The sequence below is a fragment of the Citrobacter sp. H12-3-2 genome (genome assembly GCF_009649895.1).
Lineage (GTDB): Bacteria > Pseudomonadota > Gammaproteobacteria > Enterobacterales > Enterobacteriaceae > Citrobacter > Citrobacter portucalensis.
Genome location: NZ_CP045837.1, coordinates 1,422,993 through 1,447,261 on the forward strand (window position 1 = coordinate 1,422,993; position 24,269 = coordinate 1,447,261).

General features: G+C 55.9%; 25 protein-coding genes. 22 read left to right on the forward strand and 3 right to left on the reverse strand.

What is annotated here, in order from left to right; all coding sequences use genetic code 11:
• Window positions 1–13: 13 nt before the first annotated feature.
• Both nudK and GHC22_RS06705 read left to right on the forward strand, forming a co-directional pair.
• Window positions 14–589: a GDP-mannose pyrophosphatase NudK gene (nudK, locus tag GHC22_RS06700; protein WP_008785426.1), complete on the forward strand. Its 576-nt coding sequence runs from the start codon at window positions 14–16 to the stop codon at window positions 587–589.
• A gap of 123 nt (window positions 590–712) precedes the next feature.
• Entirely contained in the window at window positions 713–1,756 is a 1,044-nt protein-coding gene (locus GHC22_RS06705; protein ID WP_008785425.1) for a DUF1176 domain-containing protein, read from the forward strand.
• Here the strand turns inward: GHC22_RS06705 and tkt are convergent.
• On the reverse strand, window positions 1,746–3,740 hold the full coding sequence (gene tkt, locus GHC22_RS06710; RefSeq protein WP_128316383.1) for a transketolase: 1,995 nt from the start codon (window positions 3,738–3,740) through the stop codon (window positions 1,746–1,748). The two genes, GHC22_RS06705 and tkt, sit on opposite strands and share 11 nt — an antisense overlap.
• A gap of 280 nt (window positions 3,741–4,020) precedes the next feature.
• Between tkt and maeB the strand changes: the two genes are divergently transcribed.
• The 18 genes from maeB to eutR all read left to right on the forward strand — a co-directional run bounded on the left by maeB (window position 4,021) and on the right by eutR (window position 21,325).
• Complete coding sequence (gene maeB, locus GHC22_RS06715; RefSeq protein WP_003835063.1) at window positions 4,021–6,300, forward strand: NADP-dependent oxaloacetate-decarboxylating malate dehydrogenase; 2,280 nt, start codon at window positions 4,021–4,023, stop codon at window positions 6,298–6,300.
• A 160-nt stretch (window positions 6,301–6,460) separates the two neighbouring features.
• Window positions 6,461–6,796 (forward strand): ethanolamine utilization microcompartment protein EutS, encoded by a 336-nt coding sequence (gene eutS, locus GHC22_RS06720; RefSeq protein WP_003037995.1) that lies wholly within the window; start codon window positions 6,461–6,463, stop codon window positions 6,794–6,796.
• Window positions 6,797–6,808: 12 nt separating this feature from the next.
• Window positions 6,809–7,288 carry an ethanolamine utilization acetate kinase EutP gene (eutP, locus tag GHC22_RS06725; protein ID WP_003037998.1) on the forward strand — a complete coding sequence of 160 codons (480 nt, stop codon included), beginning with the start codon at window positions 6,809–6,811 and terminating at the stop codon, window positions 7,286–7,288.
• The gene (gene eutQ, locus GHC22_RS06730) at window positions 7,266–7,964 is read left to right on the forward strand and encodes an ethanolamine utilization acetate kinase EutQ (RefSeq protein WP_153752504.1); all 699 of its coding nucleotides are present in this window, start codon (window positions 7,266–7,268) and stop codon (window positions 7,962–7,964) included. Before eutP ends, eutQ begins: the two co-directional genes overlap by 23 nt.
• Before the next feature lie 9 nt (window positions 7,965–7,973).
• Window positions 7,974–8,777 (forward strand): ethanolamine utilization cob(I)yrinic acid a,c-diamide adenosyltransferase EutT, encoded by an 804-nt coding sequence (gene eutT / locus GHC22_RS06735; RefSeq protein ID WP_003835057.1) that lies wholly within the window; start codon window positions 7,974–7,976, stop codon window positions 8,775–8,777.
• Entirely contained in the window at window positions 8,774–9,790 is a 1,017-nt protein-coding gene (pta, locus tag GHC22_RS06740; protein WP_153752506.1) for a phosphate acetyltransferase, read from the forward strand. Before eutT ends, pta begins: the two co-directional genes overlap by 4 nt.
• A gap of 41 nt (window positions 9,791–9,831) precedes the next feature.
• Window positions 9,832–10,125 carry an ethanolamine utilization microcompartment protein EutM gene (eutM, locus tag GHC22_RS06745; RefSeq protein ID WP_003835054.1) on the forward strand — a complete coding sequence of 98 codons (294 nt, stop codon included), beginning with the start codon at window positions 9,832–9,834 and terminating at the stop codon, window positions 10,123–10,125.
• A 114-nt stretch (window positions 10,126–10,239) separates the two neighbouring features.
• The gene (gene eutN / locus GHC22_RS06750; RefSeq protein WP_153752507.1) at window positions 10,240–10,527 is read left to right on the forward strand and encodes an ethanolamine utilization microcompartment protein EutN; all 288 of its coding nucleotides are present in this window, start codon (window positions 10,240–10,242) and stop codon (window positions 10,525–10,527) included.
• Window positions 10,528–10,538: 11 nt separating this feature from the next.
• Window positions 10,539–11,942, forward strand: coding sequence for an aldehyde dehydrogenase family protein (locus GHC22_RS06755; RefSeq protein ID WP_003835050.1), 1,404 nt, complete (start codon window positions 10,539–10,541; stop codon window positions 11,940–11,942).
• Between the two features lie 12 nt (window positions 11,943–11,954).
• Entirely contained in the window at window positions 11,955–12,794 is an 840-nt protein-coding gene (eutJ, locus tag GHC22_RS06760; RefSeq protein WP_153752509.1) for an ethanolamine utilization protein EutJ, read from the forward strand.
• The gene (eutG, locus tag GHC22_RS06765) at window positions 12,784–13,971 is read left to right on the forward strand and encodes an ethanolamine utilization ethanol dehydrogenase EutG (protein ID WP_008785420.1); all 1,188 of its coding nucleotides are present in this window, start codon (window positions 12,784–12,786) and stop codon (window positions 13,969–13,971) included. Before eutJ ends, eutG begins: the two co-directional genes overlap by 11 nt.
• Window positions 13,972–14,090: 119 nt before the next feature.
• Window positions 14,091–15,323 carry an ethanolamine utilization protein EutH gene (eutH, locus tag GHC22_RS06770; RefSeq protein WP_003835043.1) on the forward strand — a complete coding sequence of 411 codons (1,233 nt, stop codon included), beginning with the start codon at window positions 14,091–14,093 and terminating at the stop codon, window positions 15,321–15,323.
• A complete protein-coding gene (gene eutA / locus GHC22_RS06775; RefSeq protein ID WP_153752511.1) occupies window positions 15,320–16,723 on the forward strand; it encodes an ethanolamine ammonia-lyase reactivating factor EutA in 1,404 nt (467 codons plus the stop codon). Before eutH ends, eutA begins: the two co-directional genes overlap by 4 nt.
• Before the next feature lie 11 nt (window positions 16,724–16,734).
• On the forward strand, window positions 16,735–18,096 hold the full coding sequence (gene eutB / locus GHC22_RS06780; protein WP_003038029.1) for an ethanolamine ammonia-lyase subunit alpha: 1,362 nt from the start codon (window positions 16,735–16,737) through the stop codon (window positions 18,094–18,096).
• A 20-nt stretch (window positions 18,097–18,116) separates the two neighbouring features.
• Window positions 18,117–19,013, forward strand: a complete 897-nt coding sequence (eutC, locus tag GHC22_RS06785) for an ethanolamine ammonia-lyase subunit EutC (RefSeq protein ID WP_008785418.1) — start codon at window positions 18,117–18,119, stop codon at window positions 19,011–19,013.
• Between the two features lie 9 nt (window positions 19,014–19,022).
• Window positions 19,023–19,682: an ethanolamine utilization microcompartment protein EutL gene (gene eutL, locus GHC22_RS06790; RefSeq protein ID WP_003838537.1), complete on the forward strand. Its 660-nt coding sequence runs from the start codon at window positions 19,023–19,025 to the stop codon at window positions 19,680–19,682.
• An 11-nt stretch (window positions 19,683–19,693) separates the two neighbouring features.
• Entirely contained in the window at window positions 19,694–20,224 is a 531-nt protein-coding gene (eutK, locus tag GHC22_RS06795; RefSeq protein ID WP_153752513.1) for an ethanolamine utilization microcompartment protein EutK, read from the forward strand.
• 48 nt (window positions 20,225–20,272) lie between these two features.
• Window positions 20,273–21,325, forward strand: coding sequence for an HTH-type transcriptional regulator EutR (gene eutR / locus GHC22_RS06800; RefSeq protein WP_003835032.1), 1,053 nt, complete (start codon window positions 20,273–20,275; stop codon window positions 21,323–21,325).
• Between the two features lie 95 nt (window positions 21,326–21,420).
• Here eutR and hemF read toward each other — a convergent pair whose 3' ends face one another.
• Window positions 21,421–22,320 (reverse strand): oxygen-dependent coproporphyrinogen oxidase, encoded by a 900-nt coding sequence (hemF, locus tag GHC22_RS06805; RefSeq protein WP_048224960.1) that lies wholly within the window; start codon window positions 22,318–22,320, stop codon window positions 21,421–21,423.
• A 2-nt stretch (window positions 22,321–22,322) separates the two neighbouring features.
• Window positions 22,323–23,192 carry an N-acetylmuramoyl-L-alanine amidase AmiA gene (amiA, locus tag GHC22_RS06810; protein ID WP_003038046.1) on the reverse strand — a complete coding sequence of 290 codons (870 nt, stop codon included), beginning with the start codon at window positions 23,190–23,192 and terminating at the stop codon, window positions 22,323–22,325.
• Between the two features lie 212 nt (window positions 23,193–23,404).
• On the opposite strand from amiA, the gene GHC22_RS06815 reads away from it, so the two are divergent.
• The gene (locus GHC22_RS06815) at window positions 23,405–23,830 is read left to right on the forward strand and encodes a GNAT family acetyltransferase (RefSeq protein ID WP_003038048.1); all 426 of its coding nucleotides are present in this window, start codon (window positions 23,405–23,407) and stop codon (window positions 23,828–23,830) included.
• Entirely contained in the window at window positions 23,817–24,266 is a 450-nt protein-coding gene (locus tag GHC22_RS06820; RefSeq protein ID WP_003835027.1) for a DUF2919 domain-containing protein, read from the forward strand. Before GHC22_RS06815 ends, GHC22_RS06820 begins: the two co-directional genes overlap by 14 nt.
• Window positions 24,267–24,269: the final 3 nt, after the last annotated feature.

Consider the following 24,269-nt stretch of genomic DNA (forward strand, 5'->3'; position numbering starts at 1 on the left):
CTGTGGAGCCGGTATGTCGCAAAAAATTACCCTCATCAAAGATAAAGTCCTTTCCGATAACTACTTCGTCCTGCGCAATATCACTTATGACCTGACCCGTAAGAATGGAGAGGTGATCCGTCACAAACGTGAGGTTTACGATCGTGGCAACGGCGCCACAATTCTGCTGTATAACCCGGAGAAGAAAACGGTGGTGCTCATCCGCCAGTTTCGCGTTGCGACATGGGTCAACGGTAACGAAGACGGTCAACTGATTGAAACCTGCGCCGGGCTGCTGGATAACGACGAACCGGAAGCATGTATTCGAAAAGAGGCGATTGAAGAGACCGGCTTTGAAGTGGGTGAAGTACGTAAACTGTTTGAGCTATACATGTCGCCGGGCGGTGTGACGGAAATAATCCACTTCTTCATCGCGCAATACCGTGACAGTCAGCGGACAAACGCGGGTGGCGGCGTGGAAGATGAAGATATTGAAGTTCTGGAACTGCCGTTCACACAGGCGCTGGAAATGATCAAAACGGGTGAGATCCGTGACGGTAAAACGGTGCTATTGCTGAACTATTTGCAGTCATCGCATCTCATGGACTAATGCGCGGGATTTATATTTCTTTACAAATTTACGGCCAATCCGACGATTCTTATTGAGCCACATCAGTCGCGCAAGGAAGATACCGCTTAGGCTGTGTGTTTTGACTTCGGGGTTGTACCGTCCATGCGCTATCGCGTTATTCTCCTTTTCCTGCTCGGGTTGCTACCCGCCCGATTGCTGTGGGCTGCGCCCGCGCAACAGGCATTTTCTGACTGGCAGGTAACGTGTAATAACCAAAATTTTTGCGTGGCGCGTAATACCGGAGAGCACCACGGCCTGGTCATGACCTTGAGCCGCAGCGCCGGGGCACATACCGACGCCGTGTTGCGTATTGAGCTGGGCGGGCTGGAATCGTCCAGCGTCAAAGAGAGCGATATTGCGCCGCGTCTGCTGTTGGATGGTGCGCCACTCTCGCTGAGCGGCGAGCACTGGCGCATAACTCCCTGGCAGCTGACGACCGATGATCCCGCCACCATCAGCGCATTTTTACAAACCGTACAGGACGCGAAGGCGATTACCCTGCAAAAAGGTGCGCAAAACCTTTCGCTGGTCGGGCTAAAAGCCGCATTGTTGTTTATCGACGCCCAGCAAAAACGGGTGGGGAGCGAAACCGCATGGATTGAAAAAGGTGACGAGCCTCCGCTCAGCGTACCTCCGGCCCCCGCGCTGAAAGGTGTAGCGGTCATTAATCCAACGCCAACGCCTCTCACGCAGCAGGAGCGCAGTGAACTGCTGGACTATGGTAACTGGCGGATCAACGGTATTCGCTGCTCTATCGATCCGCTGCGTCGCGAGATGCGCGTCACGGCCCTAACGGATGATAAAGCGCTGCTGATGATTGGCTGTGAGGCCGGGGCGTATAACACCATCGATCTGGCGTGGGTGGTTTCACGTACGACTCCGTTGACTTCACGCGCGGTACGGTTAAGCCTGCCGTTTAAAACGGATGCAGAAAGTCGCGATATGGAGCTGACCAACGCTACGTTTGACGAGAAGTCGCGGGAGCTGGTCACCCTCGCTAAAGGACGAGGGTTGGCAGATTGCGGTATCCAGACCCGCTGGCGCTACGACGGTCAACGTTTTCGCCTGGTGCGCTATGCCCAGGAGCCAAGCTGCGATAACTGGCATGGGCCAGATGCCTGGCCCACACTGTGGATCACGCGTTAAGCACCTTGTGCGCTTTGTCGACGATGTTATCTACCGTAAAGCCGAAGAACGGGAACAATTTGTCCGCTGGAGCCGACTCTCCATAACCCGTCATCCCAACAATTGCCCCTTTCAGCCCGACATATTTGTACCAGTAGTCAGCAATTCCTGCTTCTACCGCCACGCGAGCGCTGACGTTTGCTGGCAGGACCGATTCCCGGTACGCCTCATCCTGGGCGTCGAAGATATCGGTTGAGGGCAGAGAAACCACTCGCACGTTACGACCTTCTCCGGTCAGTTTTTCCGCTGCCAGCAGCGTGATTTCCATTTCTGAACCGGTAGCAATCAAAATAACATCCGGCTTACCGCCGCCATCCTTCAGCACATAGCCGCCGCGGGCAATTTGCTGCACCTGCTCAGGCGTGCGCTCAACCTGTGCCAGATTCTGCCGCGAGAGGATCAGCGCCGTTGGCCCGTCATGACGTTCGACTGCCAGCTTCCAGCCTACCGCCGCCTCAACCTGATCGCACGGTCGCCAGGTACTGAAATTAGGCGTCAGGCGCAGGCTGGCGAGCTGTTCAACGGCCTGGTGCGTAGGACCATCTTCCCCCAGGCCAATCGAGTCGTGGGTATAAACCATGATTTGTCGGGCTTTCATCAGCGCCGCCATACGCGCGGCATTTCGGGCATATTCGACAAACATCAGGAACGTAGCGGTGTACGGTACGAAGCCCCCGTGATGGGCGATACCGTTGGCAATCGCGGTCATGCCAAATTCCCGCACGCCGTAGTGGATGTAGTTTCCTGCATGATCCTCTTTAAGAGAGGAAGAGCCTTTCCAGATGGTCAGGTTGCTGGGGGCCAAATCCGCCGAACCGCCAAGCAGCTCTGGCAGTATAGGCCCGTAGGCGTTAAGGGTATTTTGCGAGGCCTTACGGGTGGCGATTTTGGCCGGATTGGCCTGCAGCTCGGTAATATATTTCTGGGTTGTTTCTTCCCACTTTTCCGGCAGCCCACCGCTCATCCGGCGAGTAAACTCTGCCGCCAGTTCCGGGTAGGCTTGTTGGTAAGCTGCGAATTTCTCCTTCCAGCCCTGTTGCGCTTTTTCGCCTTTCTCGCGTGCGTCCCACGCCCGGTAAATCTCTTTGGGGATCTCAAAAGCAGGATGATGCCACCCCAGCTTCTGCCGGGTCAGTGCCACCTCTTCTTCGCCCAGCGCAGCGCCGTGCGCTTCCTCTTTCCCTGCTTTATTTGGTGAGCCAAAACCAATCACCGTGCGGCAGATAATCAGCGATGGTTTATCGGTAACAGCCTGCGCTTCCTGAATGGCTTTTTTCACCGCCTCTGGGTCATGACCGTCAATGTCGTGTACCACATGCCAGTGATAAGCCTCAAAGCGTTTTGCAGTATCGTCGGTAAACCAGCCGTCGGTTTCACCATCAATCGAGATGCCGTTGTGATCGTAGAAGCCAATGAGTTTGCCAAGCCCCAGCGTGCCCGCCAGCGAACAAGCCTCGTGTGAAATACCCTCCATCAGACAGCCGTCGCCCATAAAGACCCAGGTAAAGTGGTTAACAATCTCATGGTCCGGCTGGTTAAACTGCGCTGCCAGCGTACGCTCGGCAATGGCCATGCCGACGGCGTTGGCTAAACCCTGACCCAGCGGTCCTGTCGTGGTTTCCACGCCCGGCGTGTAGCCAATTTCCGGGTGCCCTGGCGTCTTCGAATGGAGCTGACGGAAGTTCTTTAATTCTTCGATTGGCAGGTCGTAACCGGAAAGATGCAACAGGCTGTAAAGCAGCATTGAAGCGTGGCCGTTGGACAGAATAAACCGGTCACGATCGTACCAGGTGGGATCGGTCGGGTTATGGCGTAGAAAATCGTTCCACAGAACTTCGGCGATATCGGCCATCCCCATTGGTGCTCCAGGGTGGCCGGAGTTAGCTTTTTGGACGGCATCCATACTTAGCGCACGAATGGCATTGGCAAGCTCTTTACGGGTCATAGGAAATACTCCTTGAAAAGTAAAGTGTTAGATGCGTGTTGTGATTCACACTTTTGGGAAAATTGCGGGCGTTGTCAGCAAAAAGCATAGCAGACAGGCATGGTATTGCTGGATTAAGCAGGTAACATGGTTGTTATAAATTGATAACAAATTCTTTCTTTGAATGGTGAGAGTTTGGGGACCTTCAAAGTTTGTACCGTTGACTGAGGTGATAATGTGCGGCTCAGTAGAATGGTTACCCGCGCCACTTTTTTGATAGATACGTGAAAGGAACAACAAGATGGATGACCAGTTAAAACAAAGCGCCCTCGATTTCCACGAATTTCCGGTACCCGGTAAAATCCAGGTTTCTCCGACCAAGCCTCTGGCAACGCAGCGCGACCTGGCGCTGGCCTACTCCCCGGGCGTGGCTGCACCGTGTCTTGAAATTGAAAAGGACCCGCTGGCAGCCTACAAATACACCGCGCGCGGCAACCTGGTTGCGGTTATTTCCAACGGCACAGCGGTGCTGGGTCTCGGCAACATTGGCGCGTTGGCCGGCAAACCGGTGATGGAAGGTAAAGGCGTTCTGTTTAAGAAATTCGCCGGGATCGACGTGTTCGACATTGAAGTCGATGAACTCGATCCGGATAAGTTTATCAATGTGGTTGCGGCCCTGGAGCCCACGTTTGGCGGTATCAACCTCGAAGATATTAAAGCGCCGGAGTGCTTCTACATTGAGCAAAAACTGCGCGAGCGCATGAATATTCCGGTCTTCCACGATGATCAGCACGGTACGGCAATCATCAGTACAGCCGCTATTCTGAACGGTCTGCGGGTGGTTGAGAAAAATATCTCTGACGTGCGCATGGTGGTGTCTGGTGCAGGTGCGGCGGCGATTGCCTGTATGAACCTGCTGGTAGCGCTGGGTATGCAGAAACACAATATTGTGGTCTGTGACTCCAAAGGTGTGATTTACAAAGACCGCGAACCGAACATGGCGGAAACCAAAGCGGCTTACGCGGTGGTGGATGACGGTAAGCGTACGCTGGATGATGTCATTGACGGCGCAGATATTTTCCTCGGCTGCTCGGGCCCGAAAGTGCTGACGCAGGAAATGGTTAAGAAGATGGCGCGTGCGCCAATGATTCTGGCACTCGCCAACCCGGAGCCGGAAATCCTGCCGCCGCTGGCAAAAGAGGTGCGTTCCGACGCCATCATCTGTACCGGTCGTTCAGACTACCCGAACCAGGTTAACAACGTCCTGTGCTTCCCGTTCATCTTCCGCGGTGCGCTGGACGTTGGTGCGACGGCCATCAACGAAGAGATGAAACTGGCGGCGGTGCACGCCATTGCTGAGCTGGCGCATGCCGAGCAGAGTGAAGTGGTGGCCTCTGCTTATGGCGATCAGGACCTGAGCTTCGGCCCGGAATACATCATTCCGAAACCGTTCGACCCGCGTCTGATCGTCAAAATCGCCCCTGCTGTGGCGAAAGCGGCGATGGACTCCGGCGTGGCAACGCGTCCGATTGCCGACTTTGACGCTTACATCGATAAGCTGACTGAATTCGTCTACAAAACCAACCTGTTCATGAAGCCGATTTTCTCCCTGGCACGCAAAGCGCCGAAGCGCGTGGTGCTGACCGAAGGGGAAGAAGCGCGCGTACTGCACGCTACCCAGGAGCTGATCACGTTAGGGCTGGCAAAACCGATCCTGATCGGTCGTCCGAGCGTGATCGAGATGCGCATCCAGAAACTGGGTCTGCAGATCAAAGCGGGCGTCGATTTTGAAATCGTCAACAATGAGTCCGATCCGCGCTTTAAAGAGTACTGGAGCGAGTACTACCAGATTATGAAGCGTCGTGGGATTACCCAGGAGCAGGCGCAGCGTGCGGTGATCGCCAACACTACGGTGATCGGCGCAATCATGGTACAGCGCGGCGAAGCGGATGCGATGATCTGCGGTACGATTGGCGACTACCATGAGCACTTCAGCGTGGTGAAAGAGGTATTTGGTCATCGCGACGGCGTGCATACTGCCGGGGCGATGAACGCCTTGCTGCTGCCAAGCGGTAACACCTTTATCGCCGATACCTACGTCAACGACGATCCTACGCCTGAGCAACTGGCGGAAATCGCCGTGATGGCGGCAGAGACCGTGCGTCGCTTTGGTATCGAACCGAAGGTGGCGTTGCTGTCGCACTCCAACTTTGGTTCCTCTAACTGTCCGTCGGCCAGCAAAATGCGCGACGCGCTGGAGCTGATTAAGGCGCGCGCGCCAGAGTTGATGATTGACGGCGAAATGCACGGCGACGCCGCGCTGGTGGAAAGCATCCGTAATGACCGCATGCCGGACAGTCCGTTGAAAGGCTCAGCGAATATTCTGGTGATGCCGAATATGGAAGCTGCCCGTATTAGTTACAACTTACTACGCGTTTCCAGTTCTGAAGGCGTAACGGTTGGCCCGGTGCTGATGGGGGTTGCGAAACCGGTTCACGTATTAACGCCGATCGCCTCTGTTCGTCGTATCGTTAATATGGTGGCGCTGGCGGTTGTAGAAGCCCAAACGCAGCCGCTGTAATTTCACTTTAATTTATTTCCGGCGCGGGTTTCTCCCGCGCCTTTTTATTTTCCCTTTCTTAGTGATCTACTTCACCTTTTAAACCTGGTTGCCGAATTTTGTTATTTACTCTGACAAAAAATTGCCACGATGAGGGCAGTTTTAGCGGAGGCGGTGAGCAATGGAAAAAGAACGCATTATTCAGGAATTTGTGCCGGGGAAACAGGTCACGCTGGCGCATCTCATTGCGCACCCCGGCGAGGAATTAGCGAAAAAGATCGGCGTACCCGAAGCGGGCGCTATCGGCATCATGACGCTGACGCCAGGCGAAACCGCGATGATTGCCGGTGACTTAGCCATGAAGGCGGCGGATGTACATATCGGTTTTCTCGATAGATTCAGCGGCGCACTGGTGATCTACGGTTCGGTAGGCGCAGTAGAAGAAGCGTTATTACAGACGGTAAGTGGTCTGGGTCGATTATTAAATTTCACTTTGTGCAACCTGACAAAAAGTTAATCAGAGGCGGCGATGAAACGTATTGCATTTGTCGGTACGGTGGGGGCGGGGAAAACAACGCTCTTTAATGCGCTACAGGGGAATTATTCCCTCGCCAGAAAAACACAGGCCGTGGAGTTTAATGAAAATGGCGATATCGATACGCCAGGGGAATATTTTAGCCATCCGCGCTGGTATCACGCCTTAATTACCACGCTGCAGGATGTCGATACGTTGATTTATATACACGCGGCAAATGATAAAGAAAGTCGCTTACCTGCCGGGCTGTTGGATATCGGCGCCAGTAAACGACAAATCGCCGTTATCAGTAAAACGGACATGCCGGATGCCGACGTCGCCGCAACGCGACAACTACTTCGCGGGATGGGGTTTCAGGAGCCGATTTTTGAGCTCAATAGCCATGACCCGCGCAGCGTGCAGCACCTGGTGGATTATCTGACTGAGCTCAGCCAAAAGGAGGAAAGGGCAGGTGAAAAAACTCATCACAGCTAACGATATTCGTGCGGCCCACGCACGCGGCGAACAGGAAATGTCGGTTGTTCTGCGCGCCAGCATCATCACCCCGGAGGCGCGCGAAGTTGCGGAGCTGCTGGGCGTTACCATCAGTGAATGCGATGAATCCGCGCCAACTGCTGCTGTACCGGCGGCGGTTGATGATGGCAAAACGGAAAGCCAGCGCATTCGCGAAACCATCATTGCGCAGTTACCGGAAGGGCTGTTTACCGAAAGCCTGGTCGCCCAGCTGATGGACAAAGTTATGAAGGAGAAGCAGTCGCTGGAGCAGGGCGGAATGCAGCCGAGTTTTAGCTCGGTAACCGGCAAAGGCGGCGTCAAAGTCATCGACGGCAGCAGCGTGAAGTTTGGTCGTTTTGACGGCGCGCAGCCGCACTGCGTGGGCTTAACCGATCTGGTGACCGACCAGGACGGTAGCAGCATGGCCGCCGGGTTCATGCAGTGGGATAACGCTTTTTTCCCATGGACGCTGAACTACGACGAAATCGACATGATTCTGGAAGGCGAGCTGCACGTTCGCCACGAAGGCGAAACCATGATTGCAAAAGCCGGGGACGTCATGTTTATCCCGAAAGGTTCCAGCATCGAATTTGGTACGCCATCGACGGTGAAGTTTCTGTATGTGGCCTGGCCTGCGAACTGGCAGTCCTGCTAAGGCGGATGTATGAAGGATTTCATTACCGAAGCATGGCTCAGAGCGAATCATACGCTCAGCGAAGGGGCTGAAATTCATCTCCCCGCTGACGCTCGCCTGACGCCGTCTGCCCGGGAATTACTGGAAAGCCGACATCTGCGTATTAAGTTTATCGACGAGCAGGGCAGCCTGTTTATTGATGACGAAGAACAGCAGCCGCAGCCGGTGCATGGATTAACCAGCAGCGATACGCATCCACAGGCCAGCTGCGAACTGTGCCATCAACCGGTGGCGAAGAAACCGGACACCCTGACGCATCTGACGGCGGACAAGATGGTCGCCAAAAGTGACCCTCGGCTGGGATTTCGCGCCGCGCTGGACAGCACCATCGCCCTGGCTGTGTGGTTGCAGATTGAGATGGCAGAACCGTGGCAGCCGTGGCTGGCGGATATCCGCTCGCGCCTGGGCAATATTATGCGCGCTGACGCCATGGATGAGCCGCTGGCAGCACAAGCTGTCGTGGGTTTAAGTGACGAAGATTTACACCGTCTTTCGCATCAACCGCTGCGCTATCTGGACCACGACCATCTGGTGCCTGAAGCCAGCCACGGACGTGATTGCGCGCTGCTTAATCTGCTGCGTACCAAAGTCCGTGAAACGGAGACGGTGGCGGCCCAGGTGTTCATCACTCGCAGTTTTGAGGTTATGCGACCGGACATTATGCAGGCGCTCAACCGCCTTTCCAGTACGGTCTACGTGATGATGATTCTGAGCGTTGCGAAGCATCCGCTGACGGTTAACCAAATTCAACAGCGACTGGGGGAGAAGCAATGATCATTGAACGTGCTCGTCAACTCGCCCAACGCTCACCGGCACGGGTGGTGTTCCCGGATGCGCTGGATGTCCGGGTGCTGAAGGCGGCGAATTACCTGCATCAGCACGGTCTGGCACATCCCATTCTCGTCGCCAGCCCGTTTGCGCTGCGCCAGTTTGCCCTCAGCCATCGGGTGGCAATGGATGGCATTCAGGTTATCGATCCGCAAAGCAATCAGCCAATGCGCGAAGAGTTTGCGCTGCGCTGGCTGGCCCGCGCGGGAGATAAAACGCCTGCGGATGCGCTGGAAAAACTCAACGATCCGCTGATGTTCGCCGCTGCAATGGTCAGCGCGGGTAAAGCTGACGTCTGTATTGCGGGCAATCTCTCATCAACAGCGAACGTGCTGCGTGCCGGATTACGCATTATCGGGCTACAGCCTGGCTGTAAAACGCTGTCGTCAATTTTCCTGATGCTGCCGCAGTACCTTGGTCCGTCATTAGGTTTTGCCGATTGCAGCGTCGTGCCGCAGCCCACCGCCGCACAGTTGGCGGATATTGCAATTGCCAGCGCGCAGACATGGCAGGTGATCACTGGTGAAGAGCCGCGCGTCGCCATGCTGTCGTTTTCAAGCAATGGCAGTGCTCGCCATCCTAACGTCGCTAACGTGCAGCAGGCGACCGAGATCGTTCGTGAGCGTGCCCCGCAGCTTACCGTGGACGGAGAACTGCAATTTGATGCCGCCTTTGTTCCGGATGTCGCAGCGCAAAAAGCGCCCGCCAGTCCGTTAAAGGGCAATGCCAATGTGATGGTCTTCCCATCGCTGGAGGCAGGCAATATTGGCTACAAAATCGCTCAGCGTCTGGGAGGGTATCGCGCAGTAGGTCCGTTGATTCAAGGGCTTGCCGCACCGCTTCATGATCTCTCTCGTGGCTGTAGCGTACAGGAAATTATCGAACTGGCGTTGGTGGCAGCAGTGCCGCGCCAGACTGACATGAGTCGTGAAAACGCCTCGCACACACTGGTTGTATAAGGTCCCGTTCTGGACCCCCTTTGACTTAAGAGGAAAGCATAATGGAAGCATTAGGAATGATTGAAACCCGGGGCCTGGTTGCACTGATTGAGGCTTCTGACGCAATGGTTAAAGCGGCACGCGTGAAACTGGTTGGCGTGAAGCAGATCGGTGGCGGTCTGGTCACTGCCATGGTCCGTGGCGACGTAGCGGCATGTAAAGCTGCAACGGACGCAGGTGCTGCGGCTGCACAGCGTATTGGCGAGCTGGTTTCAGTACACGTGATCCCACGTCCGCACGGCGATCTGGAAGAAGTGTTCCCGATCAGCTTTAAAGGCGACAGCAACGACATGTAAGTCGTCCATGTGACGCCACAGACTTCATTGCTGGCGTCACCCTCTCTCCTTTTCACATTACCTTCTGCGGAGGGTAGGGGGAGGTTTTACCTGAAATATGCCACGGAGGCGCGTATGAAACTGGCAATCGTTACAGGACAAATTGTTTGTACCGTACGCCATCAGGGGCTCGCGCACGACAAGTTGCTGATGGTGGAAATGATTGACGCCCAGGGAAATCCCGACGGGCAATGTGCTGTTGCTATCGACAGCATCGGGGCGGGAACCGGAGAGTGGGTGCTGCTGGTCAGCGGAAGCTCCGCCCGTCAGGCGCACCGGAATGAATCATCGCCTGTCGATCTGTGCGTGATTGGCATTGTCGATGAAGTGGTGACAGGTGGTCAGGTGATCTTCCATAAATAAGGCAGAAAATCATGAATCAACAGGATATTGAACAGGTCGTGAAAGCGGTACTGCTGAAAATGAAAGACAGCAGCCAACCCGTCAGTGCCGTTCAAGAAATGGGCGTTTTTGCCTCCCTGGATGACGCAGTGGCGGCAGCAAAACTGGCCCAACAGGGGTTGAAAAGCGTCGCCATGCGCCAACTGGCTATCACGGCCCTACGTGAGGCGGGCGAAAAGCACGCCAGAGAATTAGCGGAACTTGCCGTCACTGAAACCGGCATGGGACGCGTCGAAGATAAATTTGCCAAAAACGTGGCGCAGGCGCGCGGCACGCCGGGTGTGGAATGCCTGTCTCCACAGGTTCTGACCGGCGATAACGGTCTGACGCTGATTGAAAACGCACCGTGGGGCGTGGTGGCCTCGGTAACTCCATCCACCAACCCGGCCGCGACCGTCATTAACAACGCCATCAGCCTGATTGCCGCTGGTAACAGCGTGGTCTTCGCACCGCATCCGGCGGCGAAAAAAGTCTCTCAGCGCGCTATCACTCTGCTTAATCAGGCGGTAGTTGCCGCAGGCGGTCCGGCAAACCTGTTGGTCACCGTTGCCAACCCGGATATCGAGACTGCCCAGCGTCTGTTCAAGTACCCAGGTATCGGCCTGCTGGTAGTGACCGGTGGTGAAGCCGTAGTAGACGCCGCGCGTAAGCACACCAACAAACGTCTGATTGCCGCTGGTGCGGGTAATCCGCCAGTGGTGGTTGATGAAACGGCTGACCTGGCACGTGCGGCGCAGTCGATAGTCAAAGGTGCATCGTTTGATAACAACATCATCTGCGCCGACGAAAAAGTGCTGATCGTGGTCGATAGCGTCGCTGATGAACTGATGCGTCTGATGGAAAGCCAGCATGCGGTGAAACTGACCGCGGCTCAGGCCGAACAGCTGCAGCCGGTGCTGCTGAAAAATATCGATGAGCGCGGTAAAGGCACAGTCAGTCGTGACTGGGTCGGGCGCGATGCCGGAAAAATCGCTGCGGCGATTGGTCTGAACGTACCGGAGCAAACCCGTCTGTTATTCGTCGAAACCTCCGCGACGCATCCGTTTGCCGTTACCGAACTGATGATGCCGGTGCTGCCGGTCGTGCGAGTTGCCAACGTCGATGAAGCCATTGAACTGGCGGTCAAGCTGGAAGGCGGCTGCCACCATACGGCGGCGATGCACTCACGCAATATCGAAAATATGAACCGTATGGCAAACGCCATTGATACCAGCATCTTCGTTAAGAACGGACCGTGCATTGCCGGTCTTGGACTGGGCGGTGAAGGCTGGACCACGATGACTATTACCACACCAACCGGGGAAGGGGTGACCAGTGCGCGTACGTTTGTGCGTCTGCGTCGCTGTGTGTTGGTAGACGCCTTCAGAATTGTATAAGGAGTAAATGAGATGGCGCACGACGAACAACGTTGGTTGACACCCAGACTGCTAAAAGCGGCAACGCTATGTAATCAGGCGCCCGCAAAGAGCGATTCACCGCTGTGGTTGGGCATTGATTTGGGAACGTGTGATGTGGTGTCGATGGTTGTGGACAGTGACGGACAGCCGGTCGCGGTTTGCCTGGACTGGGCCGATGTCGTGCGCGATGGCATCGTTTGGGATTTCTTTGGTGCGGTGACCATCGTTCGTCGCCATCTCGATACGCTCGAACAACAACTGGGTTGCCGTTTTACCCATGCGGCAACCTCGTTTCCACCGGGAACTGACCCACGCATCTCTATTAACGTGCTGGAGTCTGCCGGGCTTGAAGTGAGCCATGTCCTCGACGAACCAACCGCGGTGGCGGATCTGTTGCAGCTTGATAACGCCGGCGTGGTGGATATTGGTGGTGGCACTACCGGGATTGCGATTGTTAAACAGGGCAAAGTGACTTACTCCGCTGATGAAGCGACTGGCGGGCACCATATCTCTCTGACGCTGGCCGGGAACCGTCGTATCCAGTTGGAAGAAGCCGAGCAGTACAAGCGCAGCAATGGCAAAGAAATCTGGCCGGTGGTGAAGCCTGTCTACGAAAAGATGGCGGAAATCGTGGCGCACCATATTGCCGGACAGGGTGTCGCTGATTTGTGGCTGGCGGGTGGCTCCTGTATGCAGCCAGGCGTTGATGAACTGTTCCGTAAGCGTTTCCCGGAACTGCAGGTGCATTTACCCCAGCACAGCCTGTTTATGACTCCGCTGGCGATTGCAAACAGCGGAAAAGAAAAAGCGGAAGGAATCTATGCAAGCTGAATTGCAGACCGCGCTCTTTCAGGCATTCGATACCCTGAATCTGCAACGCGTAAAAACGTTTAGCGTTCCCCCGGTTACGTTATGTGGACTGGGAGCGCTTAGTACCTGCGGACAGGAAGCACAAACGCGCGGACTGACGCATATGTTCGTCATGGTTGACAGCTTTCTGCATCAGGCGGGGATGACCGCCGCACTGGAGCGCAGCCTGGCGATGAAAGGTGTGGCAATGACGCTGTGGCCATGTCCGGTAGGTGAACCGTGCATTACGGACGTCTGCGCGGCAGTCGCGCAACTGCGTGAATCAAAGTGCGACGGTGTCGTGGCTTTCGGCGGCGGTTCCGTGCTGGATGCCGCCAAGGCAGTGGCGTTGCTGGTGACCAATCCTACCCAGACGCTGGCTGACATGGACGAGCGTAGCGTGTTACGCCCGCGTCTGCCGCTGATTGCCGTACCGACTACCGCCGGAACGGGCTCAGAAACCACGAACGTCACGGTGATTATCGACGCCGCGACCGGACTCAAAAAAGTACTGGCCCACGCAACCCTGATGCCGGATGTGGCGATCCTTGACGCCGCATTGACGGAAGGTGTGCCTGCGCACGTAACGGCGATGACCGGGATTGATGCACTGACGCACGCCGTTGAAGCGTATAGCGCACTGAACGCGACGCCGTTTACCGACAGCCTGGCGATTGGTGCGATAGCGATGATCGGTAAATCGCTGCCGAAGGCCGTCGGCTACGGTCAGGATCTGGCGGCGCGCGAAAGCATGCTGCTGGCTTCCTGTATGGCCGGGATGGCGTTTTCCAGCGCTGGGCTTGGCCTGTGCCATGCGATGGCGCACCAGCCGGGGGCGACGTTGCACATTCCACACGGACAGGCTAACGCCATGCTGCTTCCCACGGTAATGGGGTTCAACCGCATGGTGTGTCGTGAGCGCTTTAGCCATATCGGACGCGCGTTAACCAACAAGAAATCGGACGATCGTGATGCTATCAACGCGGTCAGCGAGTTGATTAGCGAAGTGGGCCAGACCAAACGACTCTCTGACGTTGGGGCAAAGCCCGAGCAGTACAGCGCATGGGCTCACGCCGCGCTGGAGGATATTTGTATTCGCAGTAACCCACGCACCGCCACGCAGGCACAGATCATCGACCTGTACGCGGCTGCCGGGTAATGCCTGTAGGCCGGATAAGGTGCTCGCACCACCATCCGGCAATAACACGGCGTTAATGCCGGAGGCGACGTAAACGTCTTATCCGGCCTACAAATCACAAATGACAGGGAGTAGGGGCTATGGGAATTAACGAAATCATCATGTACATCATGATGTTCTTTATGCTGATTGCCGCCGTGGACAGGATCCTGTCGCAGTTCGGCGGTTCGGCACGCTTCCTCGGTAAGTTCGGTAAGAGTATTGAGGGATCGGGCGGCCAGTTTGAAGAAGGTTTTATGGCGATGGGCGCGCTGGGTCTGGCGATGGTCGGTATGACCGCGCTGGCACCGGTTCTGGCGCATGTGCTCGGGCCAGTAATTATTCCGCTGTATGAAATGCTGGGCGCGAACCCGTCGATGTTTGCCGGAACGCTGCTGGCGTGCGATATGGGCGGCTTCTTCCTTGCGAAAGAACTGGCGGGCGGCGACGTTGCGGCGTGGCTGTACTCTGGCCTGATCCTCGGGGCGATGATGGGGCCGACGCTGGTCTTCTCCATTCCGGTTGCGCTGGGGATTATTGAACCGTCTGACCGTCGTTATCTGGCGCTGGGCGTGCTGGCGGGTATTGTCACCATTCCGATTGGTTGTATTGCGGGCGGTTTGATTGCGATGTACTCCGGCGTCGAAATCAACGGACAGCCGGTGGAATTCACCTTCGCGCTGATCCTGATGAATATGATCCCGGTGCTGATCGTGGCCGTGCTGGTGGCGCTGGGACTGAAATTCATCCCGGAAAAAATGATCAACGGCTTCCAGATCTTCGCGAAATTCCTGGTGGCGCTGATCACCATCGGCCTGGCAGCAGCAGTGGTCAAATTCCTGCTCGGCTGGGAGCTAATCCCAGGTCTTGATCCTATCTTCATGGCTCCGGGCGACAAGCCGGGTGAAGTGATGCGCGCCATCGAAGTTATCGGTTCTATTTCCTGCGTACTGCTCGGTGCGTACCCAATGGTACTGCTGCTGACCCGCTGGTTTGAAAAACCGCTGATGAGCGTCGGCAACCTGTTAAAAATCAATAATATTGCTGCTGCCGGTATGGTTGCGACGCTGGCGAACAACATCCCAATGTTCGGCATGATGAAGAATATGGATACCCGCGGCAAAGTGATCAACTGCGCCTTTGCGGTCTCCGCGGCCTTTGCACTGGGTGACCACTTAGGCTTCGCCGCTGCCAACATGAACGCGATGATCTTCCCGATGATTGTCGGCAAGTTGATTGGCGGCGTGACGGCGATTGGTGTGGCTATGCTGTTGGTACCGAAAGATGAAGATGTGCCAGCAGAAGTAGAAACCAACCCGGAGGCGCAATCGTGAATACTCGCCAGCTATTGAGCGTCGGTATCGATATCGGCACCACTACCACTCAGGTGATTTTCTCGCGCCTTGAGTTAGTCAACCGTGCGGCAGTGTCGCAGGTGCCGCGCTACGAATTCATCAAACGCGAAATTAGCTGGCAAAGCCCGGTGTTCTTTACCCCCGTTGATAAGCAGGGCGGGTTGAAAGAGGCCGAACTTAAGGCGCTGATCCTCGCCCAGTATCAGGCGGCGGGTATTGCACCTGAGACTGTCGATTCCGGCGCGATCATCATCACCGGAGAAAGTGCCAAAACCCGTAATGCGCGTCCGGCGGTGATGGCGCTCTCTCAGTCGCTGGGGGATTTTGTGGTGGCCAGCGCCGGACCGCATCTGGAATCGGTGATTGCCGGTCACGGTGCGGGGGCACAAACCCTGTCCGAGCAGAAGTTGTGCCGCGTACTGAATATCGACATCGGTGGCGGCACGTCGAACTACGTTCTGTTTGATGCCGGAAAGGTCAGCGGTTCGGCTTGCCTCAACGTCGGCGGGCGACTGCTGGAAACGGACGGCCAGGGGCGAGTAGTACATGCGCATCAGCCGGGGCAGATGATTGTTGATGACGTATTTGGTCCGGGCACCGACGCCCGAACCCTCAATGCGGCGCAGCTTGTTCAGGTAGCCCGACGGATGGCGGCGCTGATTGTGGAGGTGATTGACGGCACGTTATCACCGCTGGCGCAGGCGCTGATGCAAACCGGCCTGTTACCGGCGGGCGTGAAACCGGAAGTGATTACGTTGTCCGGCGGGGTGGGCGAGTGCTACCGCAACCAACCAGCCGATCCGTTCTGTTTTTCCGACATTGGCCCGCTGTTAGCAACGGCACTGCATGAACATCCGCGCCTGCGTGAGATGAACGTGCAGTTCCCGGCGCAAACCGTGCGCGCCACGGTGATTGGCGCCGGTGCGCATACGCTGTCGCTTTCGGGCAGCACCATCTGGCTGGAAGGCGTGGCGCTTCCGCTGCGCAATCTGCCGGTGGCGATTCCGGTTAATGAGGCTGATTTGGTGGCCGCCTGGCAACAGGCGCTAATGCAGCTCGATCTGGACCCGCAAACGGACGCCTACGTGCTGGCGCTGCCCGGTTCGCTGCCGGTGCGCTATGCCGCGCTGTTAACGGTGATTGATGCGCTGCTGGCCTTTGTCGCGCGCTATCCGAATCCGCATCCCCTGTTGGTGGTAGCCGAGCAGGATTTTGGTAAGGCCCTGGGCATGCTGTTACGCCCACAGTTACAGCAACACCCGCTGGCAGTCATCGATGAGGTGGTTGTCCGGGCGGGGGACTATATCGACATTGGTACGCCTCTTTTTGGCGGATCGGTTGTGCCGGTGACGGTGAAATCACTCGCATTTCCTTCCTGAGGGAACGACTTATGAAACTAAAGACCACATTGTTCGGCAATGTTTATCAGTTTAAGGATGTTAAAGAGGTGCTGGCAAAAGCCAACGAACTGCGTTCGGGGGATGTGCTGGCAGGAGTGGCCGCAACCAGTTCGCAGGAGCGCGTGGCGGCCAAGCAGGTACTGTCGGAAATGACGGTGGCGGATATCCGCAATAACCCGGTGATTTCCTATGAAGAGGACTGTGTTACTCGTCTGATTCAGGATGACGTCAACGAGACGGCCTATAACCGTATCAAAAACTGGAGTATCAGCGAGCTGCGCGAGTACGTGCTGAGCGATGAAACCTCCGTTGATGACATTGCGTTTACGCGCAAAGGGTTAACGTCGGAAGTGGTCGCTGCGGTAGCAAAAATCTGCTCTAACGCGGACCTGATCTACGGCGGTAAGAAAATGCCGGTGATCAAAAAGGCCAATACCACCATCGGTCTGCCGGGCACCTTCAGCTGCCGTTTGCAGCCGAACGACACCCGTGATGACGTGCAGAGTATTGCCGCACAAATCTACGAAGGGCTGTCCTTCGGAGCGGGCGATGCGGTGATTGGTGTTAACCCGGTAACGGATGACGTGGAAAACTTAAGCCGCGTACTGGATACCGTGTACGGCGTTATCGACAAATTCAACATCCCGACCCAGGGCTGCGTACTGGCACACGTGACTACCCAGATCGAAGCGATTCGTCGCGGCGCGCCGGGCGGGCTGATTTTCCAGAGTATCTGCGGTAGCGAAAAAGGCTTAAAAGAGTTTGGCGTTGAACTGGCCATGCTGGATGAAGCGCGCGCAGTGGGCGCTGAGTTCAACCGTATCGCCGGGGAAAACTGCCTGTACTTCGAAACCGGGCAAGGGTCTGCGCTTTCCGCGGGCGCGAACTTCGGTGCCGATCAGGTGACGATGGAAGCGCGTAACTACGGGCTGGCACGTCACTACGATCCGTTCCTGGTGAACACCGTGGTGGGCTTTATCGGGCCAGAGTATCTCTACAACGACCGTCAGATTATTCGCGCGGGTCTGGAAGATCACTTTATGGGCAAGCTGAGCGGCATCTCGATGGGCTGCGACTGCTGCTACACCAACCATGCTGATGCTGACCAGAACCTTAACGAAAACCTGATGATTCTGCTCGCCACCGCTGGCTGCAACTACATCATGGGCATGCCGCTCGGTGACGACATCATGCTCAACTATCAGACCACCGCCTTCCATGACACCGCGACCGTGCGTCAGCTGCTGAACCTGCGTCCGTCGCCGGAGTTTGAACGCTGGCTGGAAACTATGGGCATTATGGCAAACGGTCGCCTGACCAAACGGGCGGGCGATCCGTCACTGTTCTTCTGATGACGCGGGGATGACACACGATGGATCAAAAACAGATTGAAGAAATTGTACGCAGCGTAATGGCGTCAATGGGTGAGTCTCAACCGCAGGCTCAAGAACCGTCAGCGCCAGCAAAATGCAGCACCACGCAGTGCGCCGCGCCGACCGGTGAAAGCTGCGCGATGGACTTAGGCTCAGCCGAAGCCAAAGCATGGATTGGCGTTGAGAATCCGCACCGTGCAGAGGTGTTGACTGAACTTCGTCGTAGCACCGCTGCGCGTGTATGTACCGGTCGTGCCGGTCCTCGTCCGCGTACCCAGGCGCTGCTGCGTTTCCTGGCTGACCACTCGCGTTCGAAAGATACGGTATTGAAAGAAGTGCCGGAAGAGTGGGTAAAAGCCCAGGGGCTGCTGGAAGTGCGCTCGGAAATCAGCGACAAAAACCTGTATCTGACGCGTCCGGATATGGGGCGTCGTCTGAGTGCGGAAGCCATTGAAGCACTGAAATCACAGTGTGTAATGAATCCGGATGTGCAGGTGATTATTTCTGATGGCCTGTCTACCGACGCGATTACCGCTAACTATGAAGAGATCCTGCCGCCGCTGTTGTCGGGCTTAAAACAGGCCGGATTGAAGGTTGGGACGCCGTTCTTTGTTCGCTATGGGCGCGTGAAAATCGAAGATCAGATCGGCGAACTGCTGGGTGCAAAAGCGGTGATCCTGCTGGTTGGTGAACGTCCGGGCCTCGGCCAGTCGGAAAGTCTTTCTTGCTACGCCGTCTATTCGCCGCGTGTGGCGACCACCGTTGAGGCTGACCGTACCTGTATCTCGAACATTCACCAGGGCGGTACGCCACCAGTTGAAGCGGCGGCGGTGATTGTGGATTTGGCCAAGCGCATGCTGGAGCAAAAAGCATCCGGCATCAATATGACCCGTTAAGGAGGCATCATGCCAGCATTAGATTTAATTAGACCTTCAGTCACCGCAATGCGTGTGATTGCCTCGGTAAATGACGGTTTTGCCCGCGAACTTAAATTACCGCCACATATACGTAGCCTCGGACTCATCACAGCAGATTCTGATGACGTGGCGTATATTGCCGCAGACGAAGCGACAAAACAGGCAATGGTCGAAGTGGTTTATGGCCGCTCGCTGTATGCCGGTGCGGCGCACAGTCCCTCTCCAACATCGGGCGAAGTGCTGATTATGCTCGGTGGACCAAACCCGGCCGAAGTTCGCGCGGGTCTGGACGCGATGGTGGCCAATATTGAAAGCGGTGCGGCATTCCAGTGGGCGAATGACGCAGAAGATACCGCCTTCCTGGCGCATGTGGTTTCGCGTACCGGTTCGTATCTCTCCGCAACCGCGGGATGCCGACTGGGCGATCCGATGGCGTATCTGGTAGCACCGCCGCTGGAAGCGACATTTGGTATTGATGCCGCGCTGAAATCTGCCGATGTACAACTGGTGACCTATGTACCACCGCCGTCAGAAACTAACTATTCAGCCGCGTTTTTGACCGGTAGCCAGGCCGCTTGTAAAGCCGCATGTAACGCCTTTGCCGATGCCGTTCTGGATATTGCCCGTAATCCAATCCAGCGCGCGTAAGAGAGGTAGTGATGATCAATGCACTGGGATTACTGGAAGTGGATGGCATGGTGGCTGCCGTGGACGCGGCCGATGCCATGCTGAAAGCCGCGAACGTGCGTCTGCTTAGCCACGAAGTGCTCGATCCTGGTCGACTGACGCTGGTGGTGGAAGGCGATCTGGCGGCATGCCGCGCAGCGCTGGATGCTGGCAGTGCAGCCGCAGCGCGTACGGGCCGTGTTATCAGCCGTAAGGAAATAGGCCGGCCGGACGATGACACCCAGTGGCTGATCGGCGGTTTTAAACGCCAGCCGAAGAAACCTGAACAGAAGCCAGAAGCGAAAACAGAAGCGAAACCAGAGAAGACACAGGACGCCTCAGTGACGTCTGAATCCTCTGCCCAACTTCTGACGCTGTTAGCATCGGTCCGTCAAGGAATGACGGCAGGGGAAGTGGCGGCCCACTTTGGCTGGTCACTTGATGAAGCCAGAAATGCGCTGGAACAGCTCTTTTCTGATGGAGCGTTGCGTAAACGCAGTAGTCGCTACCGCTTAAAAAATTAACCTGTCGGAGGGCCGGGGGCTTCGTTGAAGCTTCCGGCTTAAAAGATCATGAAAAAGAACCGTACTGCAAACTTGCACCATCTTTATCATGAAGTATTACCCGAAGACGTTAAACTGACGCCGAAAGTGGAAGTGGACAACGTTCACCAACGGCGAACAACGGATGTGTATGAGCACGCGCTGACGATTACCGCCTGGCAGCAGATCTACGACCAGCTGCATCCGGGAAAATTTCATGGCGAGTTCACGGAAATCCTGCTCGATGATATTCAGGTGTTCCGTGAATACACCGGACTGGCGCTGCGTCAGTCGTGCCTTGTCTGGCCAAACTCATTTTGGTTTGGCATTCCGGCCACGCGCGGCGAGCAGGGATTTATTGGTACCCAGTGTTTGGGTAGCGCTGAAATTGCCACCCGCCCAGGCGGGACGGAGTTTGAACTGAGTACGCCGGATGATTACACCATTTTGGGTGTCGTCATTTCGGAAGAGGCCATTGCTCGTCAGGCCAACTTCCTGCATAACCCGGAAAGGGTGCTACATATGCTGCGCAATCAGTCGGCGCTGGAAGTTAAAGAACAACACAAAGCCGCGCTATGGGGCTTTGTGCAGCAGGCGCTGGCGACGTTTAGTGAGAATCCTGAAAACCTTCACCAACCCGCGGTGCGTAAAGTGTTAGGGGATAACCTGCTGCTGGCGATGGGCACCATGCTGGAAGAAGCGCAGCCGATTATGACTGCGGAAAGCATCAGCCATCAGAGCTATCGTCGCTTGCTGTCACGTGCGCGCGAATACGTGCTGGAAAATATGTCAGAGCCGCTGACCGTGCTCGACTTATGCAATCAGCTGCACGTTAGCCGCCGGACGTTGCAAAACGCCTTTCACGCGATCCTCGGTATTGGCCCGAATGCCTGGTTGAAACGTATTCGCCTGAACGCCGTGCGCCGTGAGTTGATAAGCCCATGGTCGCAGAGTGCGACGGTGAAAGACGCCGCCATGCAGTGGGGATTCTGGCATTTAGGGCAGTTTGCCACCGACTACCAGCAGTTGTTTGCGGAGAAACCGTCGTTGACGCTGCATCAGCGTATGCGCCAGTGGGCATGATGAGATTATTGTGCCGGATGCGACGCTAACGCGTCTTATCCGGCCTACGGGTTTGCCTTTGTTGTAGGCCGGATAAGCGTAGCGCCATCAGGCAATTACACCCAGTCGCGGACCTGAATAAACTCGCTAAGGGCAGCTTCCGGGCTGTTCGCTTCCGGCTGCCAGTCATACTCCCAGCGTACCAGCGGCGGCATCGACATCAGAATCGACTCCGTGCGTCCGCCGGTTTGCAAACCGAACAACGTGCCGCGATCCCACACCAGATTAAATTCCACATAGCGCCCACGACGATAAAGCTGAAAATTACGCTCGCGCTCGCCCCAGCTCATCATTTTGCGGCGTTCGACGATGGGCAGATACGCCTCGGTGTAACCTTGACCTACTGCCTGCATAAAAGCGAAGCAGTGGTCGAAATCAGGGGTATTCAAATCATCGAAAAACAGCCCGCCAATGCCGCGCTGCTCGTTGCGGTGCTTGAGGAAGAAGTAGTCATCGCACCACTTTTTGTAACGTGGATAAACGTCATCGCCAAACGGCTGGCACAGATCCCGCGCCGTGCGATGCCAGTGAACCGCATCCTCATCAAAGCCGTAGTAGGGCGTTAAGTCAAAGCCGCCGCCAAACCACCACACGGGATCGGCCCCCGGTTTTTCCGCGATAAAAAACCGTACGTTGGCATGGCTGGTTGGAATGTAGGGATTCTGCGGGTGCACCACCAACGAGACGCCCATCGCTTCAAAGCTGCGCCCGGCAAGCTCCGGGCGATGCGCGGTAGCCGAGGCCGGCATTGCATCGCCGTGGACGTGGGAGAAGTTGACGCCTGCTTGCTCGAAAATACCGCCGTTACGCAACACCCGACTGCGCCCGCCGCCGCCCGCTTCGCGTTGCCAGTTATCCTCAACAAATTCGCTGCCGTCTACGGTGGATAACTGCTGACAAATCTCATCCTGCAGGCTGAGCAGGAACTGTTTTACGCGCTGTGCATCGGGCTTCATGGTTAACGTTTCTTCGAGTGTGCTTTCTGGTTATCAAACCAGTGGAAATAGCTGATGATGCCATTGGCGATAGCGGTGGCGATTTTCTGACGAAACGCCGCCGTACCCAGCAATCGTTCTTCTTCCGGGTTGGTGATGAACGAGGTTTCGACCAGGACCGACGGAATCGAAGGTGATTTTAGCACCACGAAGGCGGCCTGTTCCGTGCTGCGACTGTGCAGACGGTGTACCGGCTTGATCTTCTTAAGAATATGCGAGCCTAACGTCAGGCTGTTTTTTATGGTGTCAGTTTGCACCAGATCGAACAGCACCTGCTGCAACAAATGATCTTTGTCAGTGGCCTTCTTTCCGGCGACTTCATCGGCCCGGTTTTCACGATCGGACAGATATTTCGCCATGGCGCTACTGGCACCGCGATTGGATAAGGCAAAGACCGAAGCACCCGCAGCGCTCGGATTGGTAAAACCGTCGGCGTGGATCGACATGAACAGATCGGCACCATGTTTGTGGGCGATCTCGACGCGATCGTAGAGCGGAATAAACGTATCGCCGGAGCGGGTCAGGCGTGCATCAATCCCCTGGTTACGTAGGATCGAGCGCACGTTTTTGGCAATAGCCAACACAACGTGCTTTTCTTTCGAGCCGTTGCGACCAATTGCGCCGGTATCAATCCCTCCGTGCCCCGGATCAAGGACAACAACGCGCTTAGCACCGGATTTTTTCGCTTTCGGTTTGCTGTGTCCATTGCTGGTCTTTAGCGCTTCTTCTTTAGCGATGGCTTGTGACATGCCTGACAGCGTCAGGGCGGCCAGCCCGGCTTTCAGCACCTGGCGGCGCGATGTGAGTGTTTTTAGTGGTTTAAAAGTGCTCATACGGCCTGAGTTGTAAAAAAAAGGTTCTAAACGTTATATCGTATCGCGTAGTCCGTTGCGACGGATCGAGATAAGAATTGTTTTACTTTTCATTTCAATACGTGACAATTCCGTATTATGCCATTTTTTCCGCCGCTTCGCGTCAGATATTGGCTAAATCAGCCGTTCGCGCCATAATCGCTTTTTAACGTCCTGAAAAGGTACCCAATACCATGGAAATACGCGTTTTTCGCCAGGAAGATTTCGAAGAGGTGATCACCCTCTGGGAGCGTTGTGATTTGCTGCGTCCATGGAACGACCCTGAAATGGACATCGAACGTAAAGTCAATCATGACGTCAGCTTGTTCCTCGTTGCTGAAGTGAACGGCGAGGTGGTCGGCACGGTGATGGGCGGATACGACGGGCATCGCGGTTCCGCCTATTACCTGGGCGTGCATCCTGAGTTTCGCGGTCGCGGCATCGCCAATGCGCTGCTCAACCGGCTGGAGAAAAAGCTCATTGCCCGCGGTTGTCCGAAGATTCAAATCATGGTGCGTGACGATAACGACGTCGTACAGGGCATGTATGAACGTTTGGGCTATGAACATGCGGATGTACTCAATCTGGGCAAGCGTTTGATCGAAGATGAAGAGTACTGAGTTTCATCCGGCCGACTATGATGGTCATGGGCGTCTGCGCCTGCCTTTTCTCTTCTGGTGCGTCCTGCTGTTGCAGGCACGCACCTGGGTTTTGTTTGTGATTGCCGGTTCTTCCCGTGAGCAGGGCAACACCTTACTGAATCTGTTTTATCCCGATCATGACGCATTCTGGCTGGGGTTGCTTCCCGGCGTTCCCGCCGTGTTGGCGTTTTTACTCAGCGGGCGACGCTTTGCGTTTCCGGTGATCTGGCGCTGGCTGCGAGGATTATTGATTCTCGCTCAACTGGTGCTGCTGTGCTGGCAGCCGGTGATGTGGCTGGCAGGCGATCCGCTCAACGGCGTCGGGCTGGCGCTGCTGGTGGCGGATATCGTCGCGCTGATCTGGCTGTTAACCAATCAACGTCTGCGTGCCTGTTTTTCCCTTGAGAAAGAATAACGG